Below are 15,473 nucleotides of genomic sequence, written 5' to 3' on the forward strand. Positions count from 1 at the left end.
GCGAGGCAACCGCAGGATGCGCGCATCGCGTTAAGGGATCGGTGCGCCAGCGCGCATGACCTCACATGACCTCACAGTCCGGAGGCGACCAGGGCCGCGCCCGCGGCGATCAGGGCGACGCCGGCCCAGGCGGCGAGGCTGAGGGTCTCGCCGAGCAGGGTGGCGCCGAGGATCGCCACCAGCACGACGCTGAGCTTGTCGAGCGGCGCGACGCGGGCGGCGTCCCCCAGCGACAGGGCGCGGAAGTAGCAGAGCCACGACGCCCCGGTGGCGAGCCCCGACAGGATGAGGAAGACGAGGCTCCGGCCGGAGACCTGCGCGAGGCCGCCGGCTTGGCCGGAGGCCACCACGATCGCGCCCGCGAAGATCAGGATCACCGCGGTGCGCACGAAGGTCGCGACGTCCGACGGCACGCCCGCGACCCCGATCTTGGCGAGGATCGCGGTCAGCGCCGCGAAGCCGGCGGCGGCGAGCGCCCAGAAGCGCCAGGATTCCAGCAGGGGGCTCACGGTCATTCCTACGCCGTCCCTATTCGCGGGCCTTGGACGCATCCTCGTCCTCGCGTGCCCAGCGAAGCAACCCGGACAGCGCCACGCTCAACGATGTCGCGCCGCCCCGGGTCGCTTCGCTGCGCTCGCGATGACGGCGCGGTCCGGCGTGACCCGCGCGGACCCGGCATCACACGCAAGAGCCGCCGCGCGCCCGGCGCGGCGGCCCGAGGGTCTCGGGTTCACAGGAGCTTGTCGACGGTGATCGGCAGGTCGCGCACCCGCCTGCCGGTGGCGTGGAAGACCGCGTTGGCGATCGCCGCCGCGGTGCCGACGATGCCGATCTCGCCGAGCCCCTTCACGCCCAGCGGGTTGGCCTTGTCCTCCTCCTCCACGAAGATCACGTCGATGTCGTAGATGTCGGCGTGGACCGGCACGTGGTACTCGCCGAGGTTGTGGTTCATGAACCGGCCGATGCGGTGGTCGAGCATCGACTCTTCCTCGAGCGCCGAGCCGATCCCCATCACCACGCCGCCGAGGATCTGGCTGCGCGCCGTCTTCGGGTTCAGCACCTTGCCGGCCGCGATCGCCGAGACGATGCGGGTGACCCGGACCTGTCCCAGCTCCTCGTCGACCTTCACCTCGGCGAAGACCGCCGAATGGGTGTAGGCCTCGTATTTCTGATTGAAGTCCTTGTCGGGCCCGGCCTCCTCGACGGCCTCGACCTTGTCGACGCCCGCCGCCTGCAGCACCTCGACGAGCGACACGCTGCGGCCCGGATCGCCCGCGACCGCGATGCGGCCGTCCGCGAACACGGCGCGGTCGAAGTCGACGTTGGCCAGCGGCGAGTTCTCCATGGCGCGGGCGAGCTTGAACACCTGCGCGCCGACGTTGCGGCAGGCCTTCATCACGGCGGTGCCGGAGGAGGCGGCCGTCCACGAGCCGCCGGCGACCGGGGCCTCCGGCAGGCGGGTGTCGCCGAGCTTGGTGGTGACCGCGTCCATCGGCAGGCCCAGCGTATCGGCCGCGATCTGCGTCAGGATCGTGTAGGTGCCGGTGCCGATGTCGCCGGTGGAGTTGCCGACCGTCAGGCGGCCATCCGGCGTCAGGGTCGCGATGGCGCTCGACTGCATCATCATCGATTCCCAGATGCCGGTGGCGACCCCCCAGCCGACCAGCTCCCGCCCCTCGCGCATGGAGCGGGGCTCAGGGCTGCGCCGCGCCCAGCCGAACCGCTCGGCGCCCTGCCGGAAGCAGCTCCTCAGCTCCTTCGAGCCGAAGGGCTTGCCCTCGGCGGTGGCGTCGGACTCGGCGTAGTTCCTCAGCCGCAGGTCGATCGGGTCGAGCCCGGTCGCGTAGGCGAGCTCGTCCATCGCGGTCTCGATCGCGAAGACGCCGGTCACCGCGCCGGGGGCGCGCATGTCGCCGGGCGTCGGCGTGTCGAGCTTCACCAGCCGGTAGCCGAGGGCGACGTTGTCGCACCGGTAGAGGACGCCCGACCAGTTGACCACGACCTCTTGGTAATCCTCGTACTGCGAGGTGCCCTGGACCGCGTCGTGGCGCAGGGCGGTCAGCCTCCCGTCCGCCTCGGCGCCGAGCGCGATCGTCTGCAGCGCCTCGGACCGGTAGGTGAAGCTCCACAGCTGGTCGCGGGTCAGGGTCACGCGCACGGAGCGCTTCAGCTCCTGGGCGGCCAGCATCGCCAGGAACAGCTGGTACTGCGGGCGCAGGCCCGAGCCGAAGCCGCCGCCGAGATAGGGATTGAGCACCCGCACCTGATCGGGCTTCAGGCCGAAGACGTTGGTGAGATACTGGTGGCTGTTCGAGACGCCCTGGATCTTGTCGTAGACCGTGTAGGTGCCGTCCTGCTCGACCACCACCGTGGAGGCGTGCGGCTCCATCGGGTTGTGGTGCTCGTCGGCGAGGCTGTAGGCGCCCTGGACGCGGACCGGCGCGCTGCCGAACGCCGTGTCGGCGTCGCCCCAGGGCTCCGGCGGCGGCTTGATGCCCTGGCGCTTGTAGGGCGGGTCGTAGGCGGTGCCGCGCAGGGCCTCCAGGTCTGTCCCGGGCTCCGCCATCGCGTAGCTGACGCGGACGAGCGAGGCCGCGTAGCGCGCGGTCTCGAAATCCTCTGCCACGACCAGCGCGACCGGCTGGCCGCTGAACACGATCAGGTCGTCGTAGAGCGCGCGGAACGGCGAGCCTGGGGGCGCCACCTGATCCTGGAAGTTCTTGTCCCGCCACGCGGTCCGCGGCCGGTTCTCGTGGGTGAGCACCTTGAGGACGCCCGGCACCGCCTCGGCCTCGGCGGAGTCGATGCCGGTGATCCGGCCCTTGGCGATCGAGCTCGACACCACGGTGCCGTAGGCGAGGTCGGGCGCGGCGAACTCGCCCGCGTACTTGGCAAGGCCGGTGACCTTGGCGGGCCCGTCGATGCGGCTGCGCGGGCTGCCGACGAAGGTGTCGCGGCCGGTGGAGCTGAAGGTCTGGGGGCTTGAAGTCTGGGGGCTTGAGGTCTGGGTCATGGCCGGGCCCTACTGGATGCGCTTGTCGCTGAGCGACTGGGGCGTGCCGGCGGCGGCCTGCTCGAGGCCGCGCACGATGGCGCGCCGGGCGAGATCGATCTTGAAGCCGTTCTCCGATTGCGGCTTGGCCTCCGCGACGATCAGGTCGGCCGCCGCCTGGAAGCTCTCGCGGGTCGCCGGCCTGCCCTCCAGCAGGGCCTCGGCCTCGCGGTTGCGCCAGGGCTTGTGGGCGACGCCGCCGAGCGCCAGGCGCGCGGTCTTCACCCGGTCGCCGTCGAGCTCCAGGGCCGCCGCCACCGAGACCAGCGCGAAGGCGTAGGACAGGCGGTCGCGCAGCTTCAGGTAGGTGTAGTGCTGCGGGAAGCGGCTCTCCGGCAGGTCCACCGACACGATGATCTCGCCGGGGGCGAGGTTCGTGTCCCGCTCGGGGGAATCCCCCGGCAGGCGGTGGAACTCGGAGAACGGGATCGACCGGTCGCCCTGCGGCCCGCTCACCCGCACGGTGGCCTCCAGGGCGGCCAGCGCGATGCACATGTCGGAGGGGTGGGTGGCGATGCAGTGCTCGCTCGTCCCGAAGATCGCGTGGATGCGGTTCATCCCGCCGATCGCCGGGCAGCCGGAGCCGGGCGCGCGCTTGTTGCAGGGCGTGGCCACGTCGTAGAAATAGTAGCACCGGGTCCGCTGGAGCAGGTTGCCGCCCGTGGAGGCGGCGTTGCGCAGCTGCGCCGAGGCGCCGGCCAGGATGGCGTTGCGCAGGAGCGGGTACCGGGCCGCGACCCGATCGTCGTACGCGACCCTGGCGTTGGTCACGAGCGCCCCGATCCGGAGACCGTCCCCGTTGTCCTCGATCCGGTCGAGGGGCAGGCGGGTGATGTCGATCAGCCGGCCCGGCTTCTCGACCTCGTACTTCATCAGGTCGATCAGGTTGGTGCCGCCGGCGATGAAGCGCGCCCCGGCCCCGAAGGCCTGCACCGCCTCCGCCACCGTGCCGGCGCGGACGTAGTCGAAGCGGTTCATCGGGCGCCTCCCTGCATGACGTCCTCGATGGCGTCGACGATGTTGGTGTAGGCGCCGCAGCGGCAGATATTGCCGCTCATCGCCTCGCGGATCTCGTCGCGGGTGTGGGCGTGGCCCTCGTTCATCAGGCCGACCGACGAGCAGAGCTGGCCCGGCGTGCAGTAGCCGCACTGGAAGGCGTCGTGCTCGATGAACGCCTCCTGGATCGGGTGGAGCGCGTTGCTGCCCGCCCGGTCGCCGAGGGCCGCGAGACCCTCGACGGTCGTGATCTCGGCGCCGTCCTTCATCACCGCCAGCGTCAGGCAGGAATTCACCCGGGTGCCGTTCACCAGCACCGTGCAGGCGCCGCACTGGCCGTGGTCGCAGCCCTTCTTGGTGCCGGTGAGGTCGAGCCGCTCGCGCAGCAGGTCGAGGAGGGTGGTCCACGGCGCGACCCGGAGTTCGCGCCGCTGCCCGTTGATCGTCAGCGTGATGCCGATCGGCGTGTCCGCCGACACCGGCGGCTGGGTCTCGAGGCGCATGATGTCGTCCAGGGGCTGGGCCGGCCGGAGCCGGGCGGGAACGGATCGGCCGAAGCGGCAACCGGAGACGGGCGGGCGTCGGCCTGAGCTTTCGGTCGATAACCATTCCAATCTGCGCCTGTTCCGGCGCGCGCGCTCGCAACCCGTGAGCGAGGGCGCCGCGCGTGCGGCCCGAATTCCGCCCGCCGCACCGTCCGACGTTGCCGCCGCGGCCCCGCCTCGGCTAACCCTCGTTCCCGCAGAGTTCCCGCAGAGTCCACGCCGCACCCCGGAGCCCCCGATGGCCGCGCTCGACGCGATCCTCAACGACATCGACACGGACCTGGAGAACGCCCTGGAGCGGCTGTTCGCCTTCCTGCGGATCCCGTCGATCTCCACCGATCCCGCCTATGCCGGCCAGTGCCGGGAGGCCGCCGCCTGGCTCGCCCAGGACCTGACCGCGCTGGGCTTCGCGACCTCCGTCGAGGAGACCTCGCTCCACCCGGTCGTGCTGGCGCACAGGCCGAAGCCCGGGGCGCCCCACGTCCTGTTCTACGGCCACTACGACGTGCAGCCGGTCGACCCGCTCGATCTCTGGACGACGCCGCCCTTCGAGCCGCGCATCGCCGAGGACGGGCAGGGCGGCAAGGTGATCGTCGGGCGCGGCGCCTCCGACGACAAGGGCCAGGTGATGACCTTCGTGGAGGCCTGCCGGGCCTATATCGCCATGCACGGCGAATTGCCCTGCGGCGTCACCATCCTGATCGAGGGCGCCGAGGAGAGCGGCTCGCAGGGGCTGCCCGAGTGGGTCGCGGCCAATCGCGAGAGACTCGGCTGCGACGTGGTGCTGGTCTGCGACACCGGCATGTGGGACCGGAAGACCCCGGCCATCACCTCGTCGCTGCGCGGGCTCGCCTATTTCGAGGTGAAGGTCACCTGCGCCGACCGCGACCTGCATTCCGGCTTCTTCGGCGGCGCGGCGCGCAACCCGATCCACGTTCTGTCGAAGATCATCGCCGACCTGCACGACGCGGACGGGCGCGTGACGATCCCGGGCTTCTACGAGGGTGTGCACGAGCGCCCGCCGGAGGTGCTGGAGCAGTGGCGCGGCCTCGGCCTGACGCCCGAGACGCTGCTCGGGCCGATCGGCCTCAAGGAGCCCGCGGGCGAGCGCGGGCGGATGCCGATCGAGCTCGTGCAGTCGCGCCCGTCCTGCGACGCCAACGGCATCATCGGCGGCTATACCGGCGAGGGCACCAAGACGGTGATCGCCTCCACCGCCTCGGCCAAGGTCTCGTTCCGCCTCGTGGACGACCAGGACCCGAAGCGGCTCGCCGAGAGCTTCGAGGCCTTCGTGCGCGCGCGGGTGCCGGCGGACTGCCAGGTCGAGGTCATCACCTACAAGGGCTCGCGGGCGATCAGCCTGCCCTTCGACATGCCGCAGCTCGGGGCCGCCAAGGCGGCGCTGCAGGACGAGTGGGGCGTGCCGGCGGTGACGGTGGGCGCGGGCGGCTCGATCCCGATCGTCGGCGACTTCAAGCGGATCCTGGGGCGCGACACCCTGCTGATCGGCTTCGGGCTCGACGACGACCGGATCCACTCGCCGAACGAGAAGTACGACCTGACGAGCTTCCACAAGGGCACGCGCTCCTGGGCGCGGATCCTCGCGGCCCTCGGCCAGGGCTGAGTCCTCAGCGGGCGGGCGCCGCCCGCATCTTCCCGTCGACCCAGGCCCAGAGCGCCCGGACCTCCTCGGCGGCCTGGCTGCCGGGGGCGAATTCCGTGACGCCGAGCCCGGTCGCCAGGGCGTCCTGGTGGTCGACCCGGTGGATGATCCCGGGCTCGGCCAGGACGCCCAGGGCGCGCAGCTGCGCCGCGTAGGCGCTGGTGCGCGGCGAGGGCGGCGGCGGGCACTGGTTCAGCACCAGGGCCAGCCGCTCCCGCAGGCCGAGGCCGACCAGCGCCTGGAGCGTCGGCCGGGCGGCCACGATGTCGAGCCGGGAGGGACGGACCGGCATCAGGACGAAATCGGCGTCCTTCAGGGCCGGCGCGAGGCCGGACGCGCTGCCGGCGGTGTCGAGGACGGCGAGCGTCGTGCCCTGCTCGGCGAGGATGCCGAGGATCTCCGAGAGCTGGCCCATCTCCCAGGGCTGGACCCGGTCGACCGCGACGGCGTCGCCGTCGCTCTTGCCGTCGCTCTTGCCGTCGGTCCTGCGCAGGGCCCCCCAGCCGGCCAGCGACCCCTGCGGGTCGAGATCGAGCGCGGTCACCTGCTCGCCGGCCTCCGCGGCGGCGACGGCCAGGGAGGCCGCCAGGGTGGTCTTGCCCGTCCCGCCCTTCTGCACCGCCAGGGCCAGGACCCGGAGCGGCCCGGCGGCGGACCGGGGCGCGGTGTCCGGCGCCGGTCCGGATCCTTCGGGATCCATGCGTGTCCCACCTCTCCACATCGCTGGCCCGGGCGGCGCCGAATCGCACGCCCGTCCCGTGCGTGCTTAGCGTGACGCCGTGGGCCGGAGCCAGCGTCGCGCCCCGGCACCTGTGGACCGGCCGGAGGCGGCTCCAGACCGCCGCAGGCACGGGCCCGGTGTCGCGAGGCCGCCGCGAGGCCGCCGCGAGGCCGCATCGCGGGATCGTGCGCCGGGCCCGCGCGTTGGGCCGGCATCCCCACAGGTTGAGCGGCGCGCCAAGACCCTCGCCCCGACAAGCTCCGCGACAGGATTCCCATGCGCCTCGACCGCCGCCGCCTGCTCGGAACCGGTCTCCTGGCCCTCGCCGCCCCCGCGGCGCGCGCCGCGACGCCGTCGCCCCCGACGAGCCGGCCCGTGGGGACGCTGGAGCTCGCGATCGCGGCGGACGCGCCCTCGACCCCCACGGGGCTCGCCATCGCCCGTGGCGGCCGGATCTTCGTGATGATGCCGCGCTTCACCGGCGCGGAGCCGGTCACCCTCGGCGAGGTGCTGCCCGACGGGTCGGTGAAGCCCTACCCGGACGCGGCGACCAACCGCCCGGATCCGGGGGCGCCGCAGGCGTCGCTGTTCCACGTCCCCAACGGCGTCTTCGACCGCGACGACACCCTCTGGGTGCTCGATGCCGGCCTGCCCGAGGGCAAGGGCCGGCCGGTGCCGGGCGGCGCGAAGATCCTGGCGATCGATATCGGCCGGAACAGCGTCCGCCGGACGATCCCCCTCGACGCGGGCATCGGCCCGGATTCCTCCCTGAACGACCTGCGGGTCGACGTGCGCGACGGGCGGGCCCTGGCCTACGTCACCGACCAGGGTCAGTCCGGCGCGGGCGCGATCCTGGCGGTCGACCTCGACAGCGGGCGGGTGGTGCGGCGCCTCGCGGACCACGCCAGCACGCGGTCCGAGGAGGGCTTGGTCAAATTCGTGGAGCGCCGCCCCGTGATGGAGCGGAAGGGCGACGCGCCCGAGAAGAGCCCGAAGGGCGGCGCCAACGGCATCGCGCTCAGCCCCGACGGCCGCCGCCTCTACTACGCCCCGCTGATGAGCCGGCGGCTCTACGCGGTCGAGACCGCGGCCCTGCGCGACCCGGACGTGGCGGACGCGGCCGTGGCCGCCGCGGTCGAGGATCTCGGCGAGAAGGGCATGACCGGGGGACTGACCACCGATTCCCGGGACCGGATCTATCTCAGCCTGCAGGAGCACAACGCGGTCGGCCGGCGCCTGCCGGACGGCACCGTCGAGGTGCTGGCCGCCGACGACCGGCTGGTCTGGGCCGACACGTTCTGGATCACCCCGGACCGTTGGCTCTATATCTCGGCGGCCCAGGTCAACCGGCGGCCGGAATTCAACCGCGGCCGGGACCTGCAGCAGCCGCCCTACGCGATCCTGCGCATGCGCATCGACGCCGACCCAGTCCTGTAGCGGATCATGACGGACCTCTCGCGCGACCCGGACTTCTTCGCACTGCTCACCGGCAGCTACGCGCGGCGCCTCGGCGAATCCCTGGTGCCGGCGGGGGCCGACGCGGACTGGCTCTACGCCGCGGCCCCGTTCGCGGTGCTCGCCCATGACGGGGGCGCGGATCCGCGCTTCGTCTACGTCAACCGGACCGCGCAGGCCTGCTTCGGCTACGCGTGGGACGAGCTGGTCGGCCTGCCCTCGCGGCTCTCGGCCGAGGCTCCCGAGCGGGCCGAGCGGCAGCGGCTCCTCGACGCGGTCACCCGGGACGGCTTCAGCCGCGGCTATCGCGGCCTGCGGATCGCCAAGGACGGCCGGCGCTTCTGGATCGACGAGGCCGTGGTCTGGCAACTCGACCGCGACGGCGCGACGGTGGGGCAGGCCGCGACCTTCGCGCAGTGGCGCGACGCGTGAGGGCCGGGCCCCGCCGATGCGGGCGGCCGCCGCCCGGTCAGCCGTCCTCCTCGATGCTCACCTGGGCGATCTGCACGGCGCCGCCGTTCCAGTGGGCCGCCACGACGTGGCCGAGCGCGACCGCGAGGACGCAGAGCACCACCGAGGCGGACACGTTGACCATGGCCCGGACCACCGCGCCGTTCCGCATGAGGTCGAGGGTCTGGAGGCTGAACGACGAGAAGGTCGTGTAGCCGCCGCAGAGCCCGATCATCACGAACAGGCGGACGTTCTCGGAGACCGGGAAGCGGCCATGCGCCAGGGTCAGCGTGCCGAACAGGCCGATGATGAACGAGCCCGTCACGTTGATGAGGATCGTGCCCCAGGGCAGATCTCGGCTGATGGGCAGCGCCAGCACCGAGACGATGTAGCGGGCCAGGGTGCCGAGGGCACCGCCGATCATGACCAGAATGCAGGTGGTGAAGGACATGCGCGCTCCAGTTCGTCGGGCGGGCATGAGAAACCCGCCGTGGCGGCGGGTGCTTGCAAGACGCACTCCCACCGCCGGTTTCGCGGTAGGAGTCATCAGCCCTGACGGGCGGTTTCGGGGAACTCCATCCCCATCGGGACGGGCCATAGCGCCTGCCCGGGCCGAGCGCAACGGCCGCCCGGGCCCGCCCCTCGAGACCGCCCCTCAGGCCCGCCCTTCCTGAACGGCGTGGCAGGCGACGCCGTCGCGGAGCGCCGGCACCTCGGTGCGGCAGCGGTCGTTGGCGAGCGGGCAGCGCGGGTGGAAGGTGCAGCCCGGCGGCGGGTCGATCGGGTTCGGGATCTCGCCGGAGACCGGCACCCGGGCGCGGCCGACATGGGCGAGGTCGGGCACCGCGTCGAGGAGCATCCGCGTGTAGGGATGGCGCGGCGTCGCGAACAGGTCCTTGGCGGCGGCGACCTCGACGAGGCGGCCGAGATACATCACGCCCACCCGGGTCGCCATGTGGCGGACCACGGCGAGGTTGTGGGAGATGAACAGGTAGGTGAGCCCGAGCCGGTCCTGCAGGTCGCGCATCAGGTTGAGGATCTGCGCCTGCACCGAGACGTCGAGCGCCGAGGTCGGCTCGTCACCCACCAGGAACTCGGCCTGGCTCGCGAGCGCCCGGGCGATCGCCACGCGCTGGCGCTGGCCGCCGGAGAATTCGTGCGGGTATTTTCGGGCGTCGTCCGCGTGGAGCCCGACCAGTCCGAGCAGCTCGCTGACCCGGGCGCGGATCGCTCCCTCGCCGTGGATCAGGTTGAAGGCCCGGATCGGCTCGGCGATGATCTTGCCCACCCGCCAGCGCGGGTTCATGGACGCGTAGGGGTCCTGGAAGATCATCTGGATGCGCGACCGCAGGCGCCTGCGGGCGGCGGCCTGGCGCGGGTCGGTCATCGAGACGCCGGTGATCGTCACCTCGCCGGCGGAGGGCGGCAGCAGGCCGACCACCATCCGCGCCACCGTCGACTTGCCGGAGCCGGATTCGCCGACGATCGCGAAGGTCTCGCCCTTCTCGATGGCGAAGCCGACCCGGTCGACCGCCGTGAGGAACTTGCGCGGCTCGCGCTCGATCACCCGGTTGAGCCAGGGCTTCGAGACGTCGAACCGGCGGCGCAGGTCGGTGACTTCGACGTAGGCCGTCATCGCGCGATCCTTCCCTCCCCCTTGCGGGGAGGGATCGAGGGTGGGGGTGGTTCAGGATGGAGCGATGCGGTGCCGTCTGCACCACCCCCACCCCTGACCCCTCCCCGCAAGGGGGAGGGGAAAGCGGCGGCATCCGACGCGTACAGGTGACAGGCCACCCGACTCGCATCGACCGGGATCGGCTCAGGCCGCTCGACGCGGCATCTCGAAAAAACCTTCGGGCAGCGCGGGTTGAAGGCGCAGCCCTTCGGGATGGCGGTGAGCCGCGGCATCGCGCCGGGAATCTGGCTGAGCCGGTCGGCCTCCTGCGACAGGGTCGGGATCGCCCCCATCAGGCCGACCGCGTAGGGGTGGTGGGGCTTCGCGATCACCGAGGCGACCGGGCCGATCTCGGCGACGCGCCCGGCATACATCACCGCCACCCGGTCGGCGGCCTCGGCGATCACGCCCATGTCGTGGGTCACCAGCATCACCGCGGTGCCGTGCTCGCGGCACAGGCGCTTCAGCAGCGTGATGATCTGGGCCTGGACCGAGACGTCCAGCGCCGTGGTCGGCTCGTCGGCGATGATCAGCTCCGGCTCGGCGGCGAGCGCGAGCGCGATCACCACCCGCTGGCGCATGCCGCCGGAGAATTCGTGCGGGTAGCCGTCGATCCGCCGCTCCGGCGCCGGGATGCCGACCTCGGCCAGAAGGTCGATGGCGCGGGTGCGGGCGGCCTTCGCCGACAGGTCGGTGTGGGTGCGCAGGGTCTCGACGATCTGGTCGCCGACCCGGAACAGCGGGTCCAGCGAGGTCAGCGGATCCTGGAAGATCATGCCGATGCGCCGGCCGCGCACCCGCCGCATCGCCTCCGGGGAGAGGTTGTCGATGCGCTCGCCGCGTAAGGAGATCTCGCCGCCGGCGATCCGGCCGGGCCGGTCGATCAGCCCGATCACCGCCGAACCGGTCACCGACTTGCCGGCTCCGGACTCGCCGACGACGCCCAGGATCTCGCCGCGGCCGATGTCGAACGAGACCCGGTCGATGGCGGTGAGCGGCCCGCGCCGGGTGTCGAAGGCGACCGTCAGGTCGCGCACGGAGAGGATGGTCTCGGTCATTGCAGCTTCGGATTGAGCGCGTCGCGCAGCCAATCCCCCAGGAGGTTGATGGCGATGACCAGCCCGGCGAGCGCCAGACCCGGGAAGGCGACGATCCACCACTCGCCGGAGAACAGGAACCGGTTGCCGGTGCGGATCAGGGTGCCGAGCGACGGCATGGTCTCGGGCAGGCCGGTGCCGAGGAACGACAGGGTCGCCTCGGTGATGATGGCGAGCGCGAGGTTGATCGTCGCGATCACGAAGACCGGGCCGGTGACGTTCGGCAGGACGTGGCGGACCATGATCACCGGGGGCGACAGGCCGATCAGCCGCGCCGCCTGGACGTAGTCCTTGCCCTTCTCGACCATCACGGAGGAGCGCACGGTGCGGGCGTACTGCACCCAGAAGGACAGGCCGATCGAGACCACGATCAGCCCGATCAGCGGCCCGACATCCAGCGCGCTGCCGAAGCTCGCCTTGGCGACGCCGTCCACCATCAGGGCGATCAGGATCGCCGGGAAGGTGAGCTGCACGTCGGCGACCCGCATGATCAGCGTGTCGAGGAATCCGCCCGCGTAGCCGGCGATCAGGCCCAGCGCGATACCGAGGATCCCGGAGGTCACCACCCCGAGCACGCCGACGATCAGCGACAGGCGCAGGCCGTACAGCACCGCCGAGAGCACGTCCCGGCCCTGGTCGTCGGTGCCGAGATAATAGGGCGCCTGACCGTCCGCCTGCCAGATCGGCGGCAGGTTGGAGTTGATCAGGTCGAGCTGGGCCGGGTCGTAGGGGTTCTGCGGCGCGATCCACGGCGACGCGAAGGCGAGGCCGACCATCAGCACCGTGGCGATCAGCGCCACCACGGCGGTTTTCGAGCGCAGGAAGTTCGCCAGCAGGTCGGAATCGCGCCAGCGCGCGAGCCGCGAGGGCTTCGCCTCCGGCAGCGGGACCGGCGGGGCGTCGCCGGCGTCGAGGTCGTATCCGCTCATCGGCAGATCTTCATAGGGACTTGCCTCACGCCGTTCGCCCGGCGGGCAGCCGCAGGCGCGGGTCCACCACCGTGTAGAGGATGTCGACCACGAGATTGATGGTCACGAAGATCAGCGCGACGAGCAGCAGGTACGCGGACATGATCGGGATATCGACGTTCTGCACGGCCTGGACGAAGAGCAGGCCCATGCCGGGCCACTGGAACACCGTCTCGGTGATGATCGAGAAGGCGATGACCGAGCCGAGCTGGAGGCCCGCGATGGTGATCACCGGCACCAGCGTGTTCTTGAGCGCGTGCCGCAGGTGGACGGCCCGGGTGGTGAGCCCGCGCGCCCGGGCGAAGCGGATGTAGTCGGTGCGCAGCACCTCCAGCATCTCGGCGCGCACCAGCCGCATGATCAGCGTCATCTGGAACAGGCCGAGCGTCACCGAGGGCAGGATCAGCGCCTTCAGCCCGGAGGCGGTCAGGAAGCCGGTGGTCCACCAGCCGAGCCGCACCGTGTCGCCGCGCCCGTAGGAGGGCAGCCAGCCGAGCGTCACCGAGAACAGGTAGATCAGCAGGATGCCGATCAAGAAGGTCGGCAGGCTGATCCCGATCAGCGAGACCGCCTGGAACAGCCCGGCGAGCCAGGAGTCGCGGAAGAGCGCGCAGTAGACCCCCATCAGGATCCCCACCACCAGGGCGAAGATCGTGGCGCAGAAAGCGAGCTCCAGCGTCGCCGGCATGCGCTCGGCGAGCAGCTGCGAGACGGGCTGCCGGAACTGGTACGAGATGCCGAACCGGCCGCGCACCACGTTGCCGGCGTAGCGGGCGAACTGGACCAGCACCGGATCGTCGAGGCCGAGATCCTTACGGATCTGGGCCCGCTCGGCCACGGTGGTGTCGGGGCCGACGATCTGGTTCACGGGGTCGCCCGCGAACCGGAACATCGCGAAGGCGATGAGCCCGACGACCGCGAGGACCGCGGCCGCCTGGATCACCCGGCGCAGGAGGAAGGCGAGCACGCCTCGGGCTCCTACGACGGGTCCTTCGACACCCAGTAGAGCAGCAGCAGGTTGTCGGCGCGCTGGGTCAGGTGGACCTTCTTGGACACGCCCCAGGCCAGCGCCTGCTGGTGCAGCGGGATGTAGCCCCAGTCGGCGTTGAGGACGTCGAAGCCGTCCTTGATCAGGGCGTCGCGCTTGGTCTTGTCGGTCTCGGATTCGACCTTGTCGGCGATCGCGTCGATCTTCGGGTCGCAGTAGCCCGCGAGGTTCCAGCCGCCGCGGCCCGACTTGTCGCCGGGCTTCCGGCAGCCGACGATCTCGTACAGGATGTTGTGGCTGTCGAGCGAGGACGGGGTCCAGCCGAGCAGGTAGAACGAGGTGTCGTAGGCCGGCGCCAGCACCTTGGCGAAGTACTTGGCCTTCGGCTGGGCGTTCAGGTTCACCTTGACGTTGATGCGGGCCAGCATCGAGACCACCGCCTGGCAGATCGCCTCGTCGTTGACGTAGCGGTCGTTCGGGCAATCCATGGTGAGCGAGAACCCGTCCGGGTAGCCGGCCTGGGCCATCAGCTCCTTGGCCTTCTTGAGGTCGGTGGCCGGGCGCTTGAACTCGGCGGCGCGGTCGTAGAGGGCCGGGGCGATCATCAGCGCGGAGGGCACCGCCTGCCCGCGCATCACGCGCTTGGCGATCGTGTCCTCGTCGATGGCGAGGTAGAAGGCCTCGCGCACCTTGATGTCCTTGAACGGGTTCTTGCCCTTGACGCTCGAATCCTTCAGCTCGTCCCGGTCCTGGTCCATGCCGAGGAAGATCGTGCGCAGCTCGGGGCCGGCCATCACGGTGGCGGTGCCGCTGGCATTGACCCGCTGCTGGTCCTGGAGCGGCACGGGGTCGATCCAGTCGACCTCGCCGGAGAGGAGCGCCGCGACGCGGGTCGCCGGGTTGGCGATGGTGGTGAGGATCGCCTCGTCGAGGTTCGATTCGACCTTGCCCCAGTAGCCGTCGAACTTCTTGAAGACGGTCTTCACGCCGGGCTGGTGCTCGGCGATCACGAACGGGCCGGTGCCGTTCTCGTGCAGCGTGGCGTAGCTCGGGCTGGTGGCGCTGGGCGGCGTCGGCTGCACGACGCCGTTCTTCTCGGACCACGCCTTCGACATGATCACCCAGGTCGGGAACTGGGCGATGGCGATGGGGTTCGGCTTCGAGAGCTTCATGTCGACCGTGTAGTCGTCGACCTTCACGAACTCGGCATCGGCCGGGACGTTGGTGGTGAAGTTCGAGCCCGGGGCGCGGACGCGCTGGGCCGAGAAGAGCACGTCGTCGGCGGTGAAGGGCGAGCCGTCGTGGAACTTGACGTTCTTGCGCAGGTGGAAGCGCCAGCGGGTCGGCTCGGGCGTCTCCCAGGATTCCGCGAGGGCGGGGGCGAATTTCAGGTTCTTGTCGAGGGTGACGAGGGGCTCGTAGGCCGCTTCCTGCATGCCTTCCGTGAAGCTCTCCTTGAGGGAGTACGGATCGAGGGATTTCAGGTCACCCTGGAAGGCGAAGCGGAAGACGTTGGCGGCCTGCGCGGGCAGCGCGGCGAACGCGAACGTCGCGACCGCGACCGCGGACACGCCGCGGGCGAGGGTCTTCAGGGCTGAACGGGACAAGCGGATCTCCGAGACCGTGAAAGTTGAGCGCAGGCCGTCCCGCGGAAGCGGTGGTTGAGGATTAGACCGGCCACCGCGCGTCGGCAAACGGCGCGACCGCAGCGCCCACAGCAAGGTTCGGACCAGGGGGGTACGGCCTTTGGCTGGCCGACACGTGCTCTCCTCCCCCTTGTGGGGAGGAGTTGGAGGTGGGGGTGGTGCAGAAGGCACCGGGACACTCGATCCTGAACCACCCCCACCCCTGGCCCCTCCCCAC

The 15,473-nt window shown here is 71.3% G+C and carries 13 protein-coding genes, 1 pseudogene and 1 riboswitch; of the genes and pseudogenes, 3 read left to right on the forward strand and 11 right to left on the reverse strand.

Annotation, left to right across the window (positions count from 1 at the left end; translation table 11 throughout):
- Positions 1–71: 71 nt before the first annotated feature.
- The 4 genes from ACLBXO_RS10325 to ACLBXO_RS10340 form a co-directional block, all read right to left on the reverse strand.
- A complete protein-coding gene (locus tag ACLBXO_RS10325) occupies positions 72–509 on the reverse strand; it encodes an EamA family transporter (RefSeq protein ID WP_331315614.1) in 438 nt (145 codons plus the stop codon).
- Between the two features lie 221 nt (positions 510–730).
- Complete coding sequence (locus ACLBXO_RS10330; protein ID WP_447685323.1) at positions 731–3,013, reverse strand: xanthine dehydrogenase family protein molybdopterin-binding subunit; 2,283 nt, start codon at positions 3,011–3,013, stop codon at positions 731–733.
- A gap of 9 nt (positions 3,014–3,022) precedes the next feature.
- Positions 3,023–4,030, reverse strand: coding sequence for an FAD binding domain-containing protein (locus ACLBXO_RS10335; RefSeq protein WP_447685324.1), 1,008 nt, complete (start codon positions 4,028–4,030; stop codon positions 3,023–3,025).
- Positions 4,027–4,551: a (2Fe-2S)-binding protein gene (locus tag ACLBXO_RS10340; protein WP_043074612.1), complete on the reverse strand. Its 525-nt coding sequence runs from the start codon at positions 4,549–4,551 to the stop codon at positions 4,027–4,029. Before ACLBXO_RS10340 ends, ACLBXO_RS10335 begins: the two co-directional genes overlap by 4 nt.
- Before the next feature lie 280 nt (positions 4,552–4,831).
- On the opposite strand from ACLBXO_RS10340, the gene ACLBXO_RS10345 reads away from it, so the two are divergent.
- Entirely contained in the window at positions 4,832–6,217 is a 1,386-nt protein-coding gene (locus ACLBXO_RS10345; RefSeq protein ID WP_447685325.1) for a M20/M25/M40 family metallo-hydrolase, read from the forward strand.
- 4 nt (positions 6,218–6,221) lie between these two features.
- On the opposite strand, the gene ACLBXO_RS10350 is transcribed toward ACLBXO_RS10345, so the two are convergent.
- On the reverse strand, positions 6,222–6,956 hold the full coding sequence (locus tag ACLBXO_RS10350; RefSeq protein WP_331315597.1) for a ParA family protein: 735 nt from the start codon (positions 6,954–6,956) through the stop codon (positions 6,222–6,224).
- 297 nt (positions 6,957–7,253) lie between these two features.
- Between ACLBXO_RS10350 and ACLBXO_RS10355 the strand changes: the two genes are divergently transcribed.
- Both ACLBXO_RS10355 and ACLBXO_RS10360 read left to right on the forward strand, forming a co-directional pair.
- Positions 7,254–8,414, forward strand: coding sequence for an SMP-30/gluconolactonase/LRE family protein (locus ACLBXO_RS10355; protein ID WP_447685326.1), 1,161 nt, complete (start codon positions 7,254–7,256; stop codon positions 8,412–8,414).
- Between the two features lie 6 nt (positions 8,415–8,420).
- On the forward strand, positions 8,421–8,864 hold the full coding sequence (locus tag ACLBXO_RS10360; RefSeq protein ID WP_447685327.1) for an MEKHLA domain-containing protein: 444 nt from the start codon (positions 8,421–8,423) through the stop codon (positions 8,862–8,864).
- Between the two features lie 37 nt (positions 8,865–8,901).
- Here ACLBXO_RS10360 and crcB read toward each other — a convergent pair whose 3' ends face one another.
- The 6 genes and pseudogenes from crcB to ACLBXO_RS10390 form a co-directional block, all read right to left on the reverse strand.
- Complete coding sequence (gene crcB, locus ACLBXO_RS10365) at positions 8,902–9,333, reverse strand: fluoride efflux transporter CrcB (protein WP_091979684.1); 432 nt, start codon at positions 9,331–9,333, stop codon at positions 8,902–8,904.
- 79 nt (positions 9,334–9,412) lie between these two features.
- Positions 9,413–9,474, reverse strand: a riboswitch (Fluoride riboswitch).
- A 63-nt stretch (positions 9,475–9,537) separates the two neighbouring features.
- The gene (locus ACLBXO_RS10370) at positions 9,538–10,518 is read right to left on the reverse strand and encodes an ABC transporter ATP-binding protein (RefSeq protein ID WP_447685328.1); all 981 of its coding nucleotides are present in this window, start codon (positions 10,516–10,518) and stop codon (positions 9,538–9,540) included.
- Positions 10,519–10,640: 122 nt separating this feature from the next.
- Positions 10,641–11,615: pseudogene (locus ACLBXO_RS10375) on the reverse strand (ABC transporter ATP-binding protein); the annotation flags it as partial.
- Positions 11,612–12,583, reverse strand: coding sequence for an ABC transporter permease (locus ACLBXO_RS10380; RefSeq protein ID WP_447685329.1), 972 nt, complete (start codon positions 12,581–12,583; stop codon positions 11,612–11,614). The gene ACLBXO_RS10380 and the pseudogene ACLBXO_RS10375, both read right to left, overlap by 4 nt.
- A gap of 25 nt (positions 12,584–12,608) precedes the next feature.
- The gene (locus ACLBXO_RS10385; protein ID WP_447685330.1) at positions 12,609–13,589 is read right to left on the reverse strand and encodes an ABC transporter permease; all 981 of its coding nucleotides are present in this window, start codon (positions 13,587–13,589) and stop codon (positions 12,609–12,611) included.
- 11 nt (positions 13,590–13,600) lie between these two features.
- Positions 13,601–15,217 carry an ABC transporter substrate-binding protein gene (locus ACLBXO_RS10390; protein ID WP_331315591.1) on the reverse strand — a complete coding sequence of 539 codons (1,617 nt, stop codon included), beginning with the start codon at positions 15,215–15,217 and terminating at the stop codon, positions 13,601–13,603.
- Between the last annotated feature and the right edge of the window lie 256 nt (positions 15,218–15,473).

This window comes from Methylobacterium sp. C33D (assembly GCF_053345825.1).

Excerpts from the sequence above, each read along its gene's own strand:
- ACLBXO_RS10345 (WP_447685325.1), top strand. The coding sequence starts at position 4,832 with ATGGCCGCGCTCGACGCGATCCTCAACGACATCGACACGGACCTGGAG.
- ACLBXO_RS10350 (WP_331315597.1), bottom strand. The coding sequence starts at position 6,956 with ATGGATCCCGAAGGATCCGGACCGGCGCCGGACACCGCGCCCCGGTCC.
- crcB (WP_091979684.1), bottom strand. The coding sequence starts at position 9,333 with ATGTCCTTCACCACCTGCATTCTGGTCATGATCGGCGGTGCCCTCGGC.
- ACLBXO_RS10340 (WP_043074612.1), bottom strand. The coding sequence starts at position 4,551 with ATGCGCCTCGAGACCCAGCCGCCGGTGTCGGCGGACACGCCGATCGGC.
- ACLBXO_RS10355 (WP_447685326.1), top strand. The coding sequence starts at position 7,254 with ATGCGCCTCGACCGCCGCCGCCTGCTCGGAACCGGTCTCCTGGCCCTC.
- ACLBXO_RS10370 (WP_447685328.1), bottom strand. The coding sequence starts at position 10,518 with ATGACGGCCTACGTCGAAGTCACCGACCTGCGCCGCCGGTTCGACGTC.
- ACLBXO_RS10335 (WP_447685324.1), bottom strand. The coding sequence starts at position 4,030 with ATGAACCGCTTCGACTACGTCCGCGCCGGCACGGTGGCGGAGGCGGTG.
- ACLBXO_RS10330 (WP_447685323.1), bottom strand. The coding sequence starts at position 3,013 with ATGACCCAGACCTCAAGCCCCCAGACTTCAAGCCCCCAGACCTTCAGC.
- ACLBXO_RS10360 (WP_447685327.1), top strand. The coding sequence starts at position 8,421 with ATGACGGACCTCTCGCGCGACCCGGACTTCTTCGCACTGCTCACCGGC.
- ACLBXO_RS10380 (WP_447685329.1), bottom strand. The coding sequence starts at position 12,583 with ATGAGCGGATACGACCTCGACGCCGGCGACGCCCCGCCGGTCCCGCTG.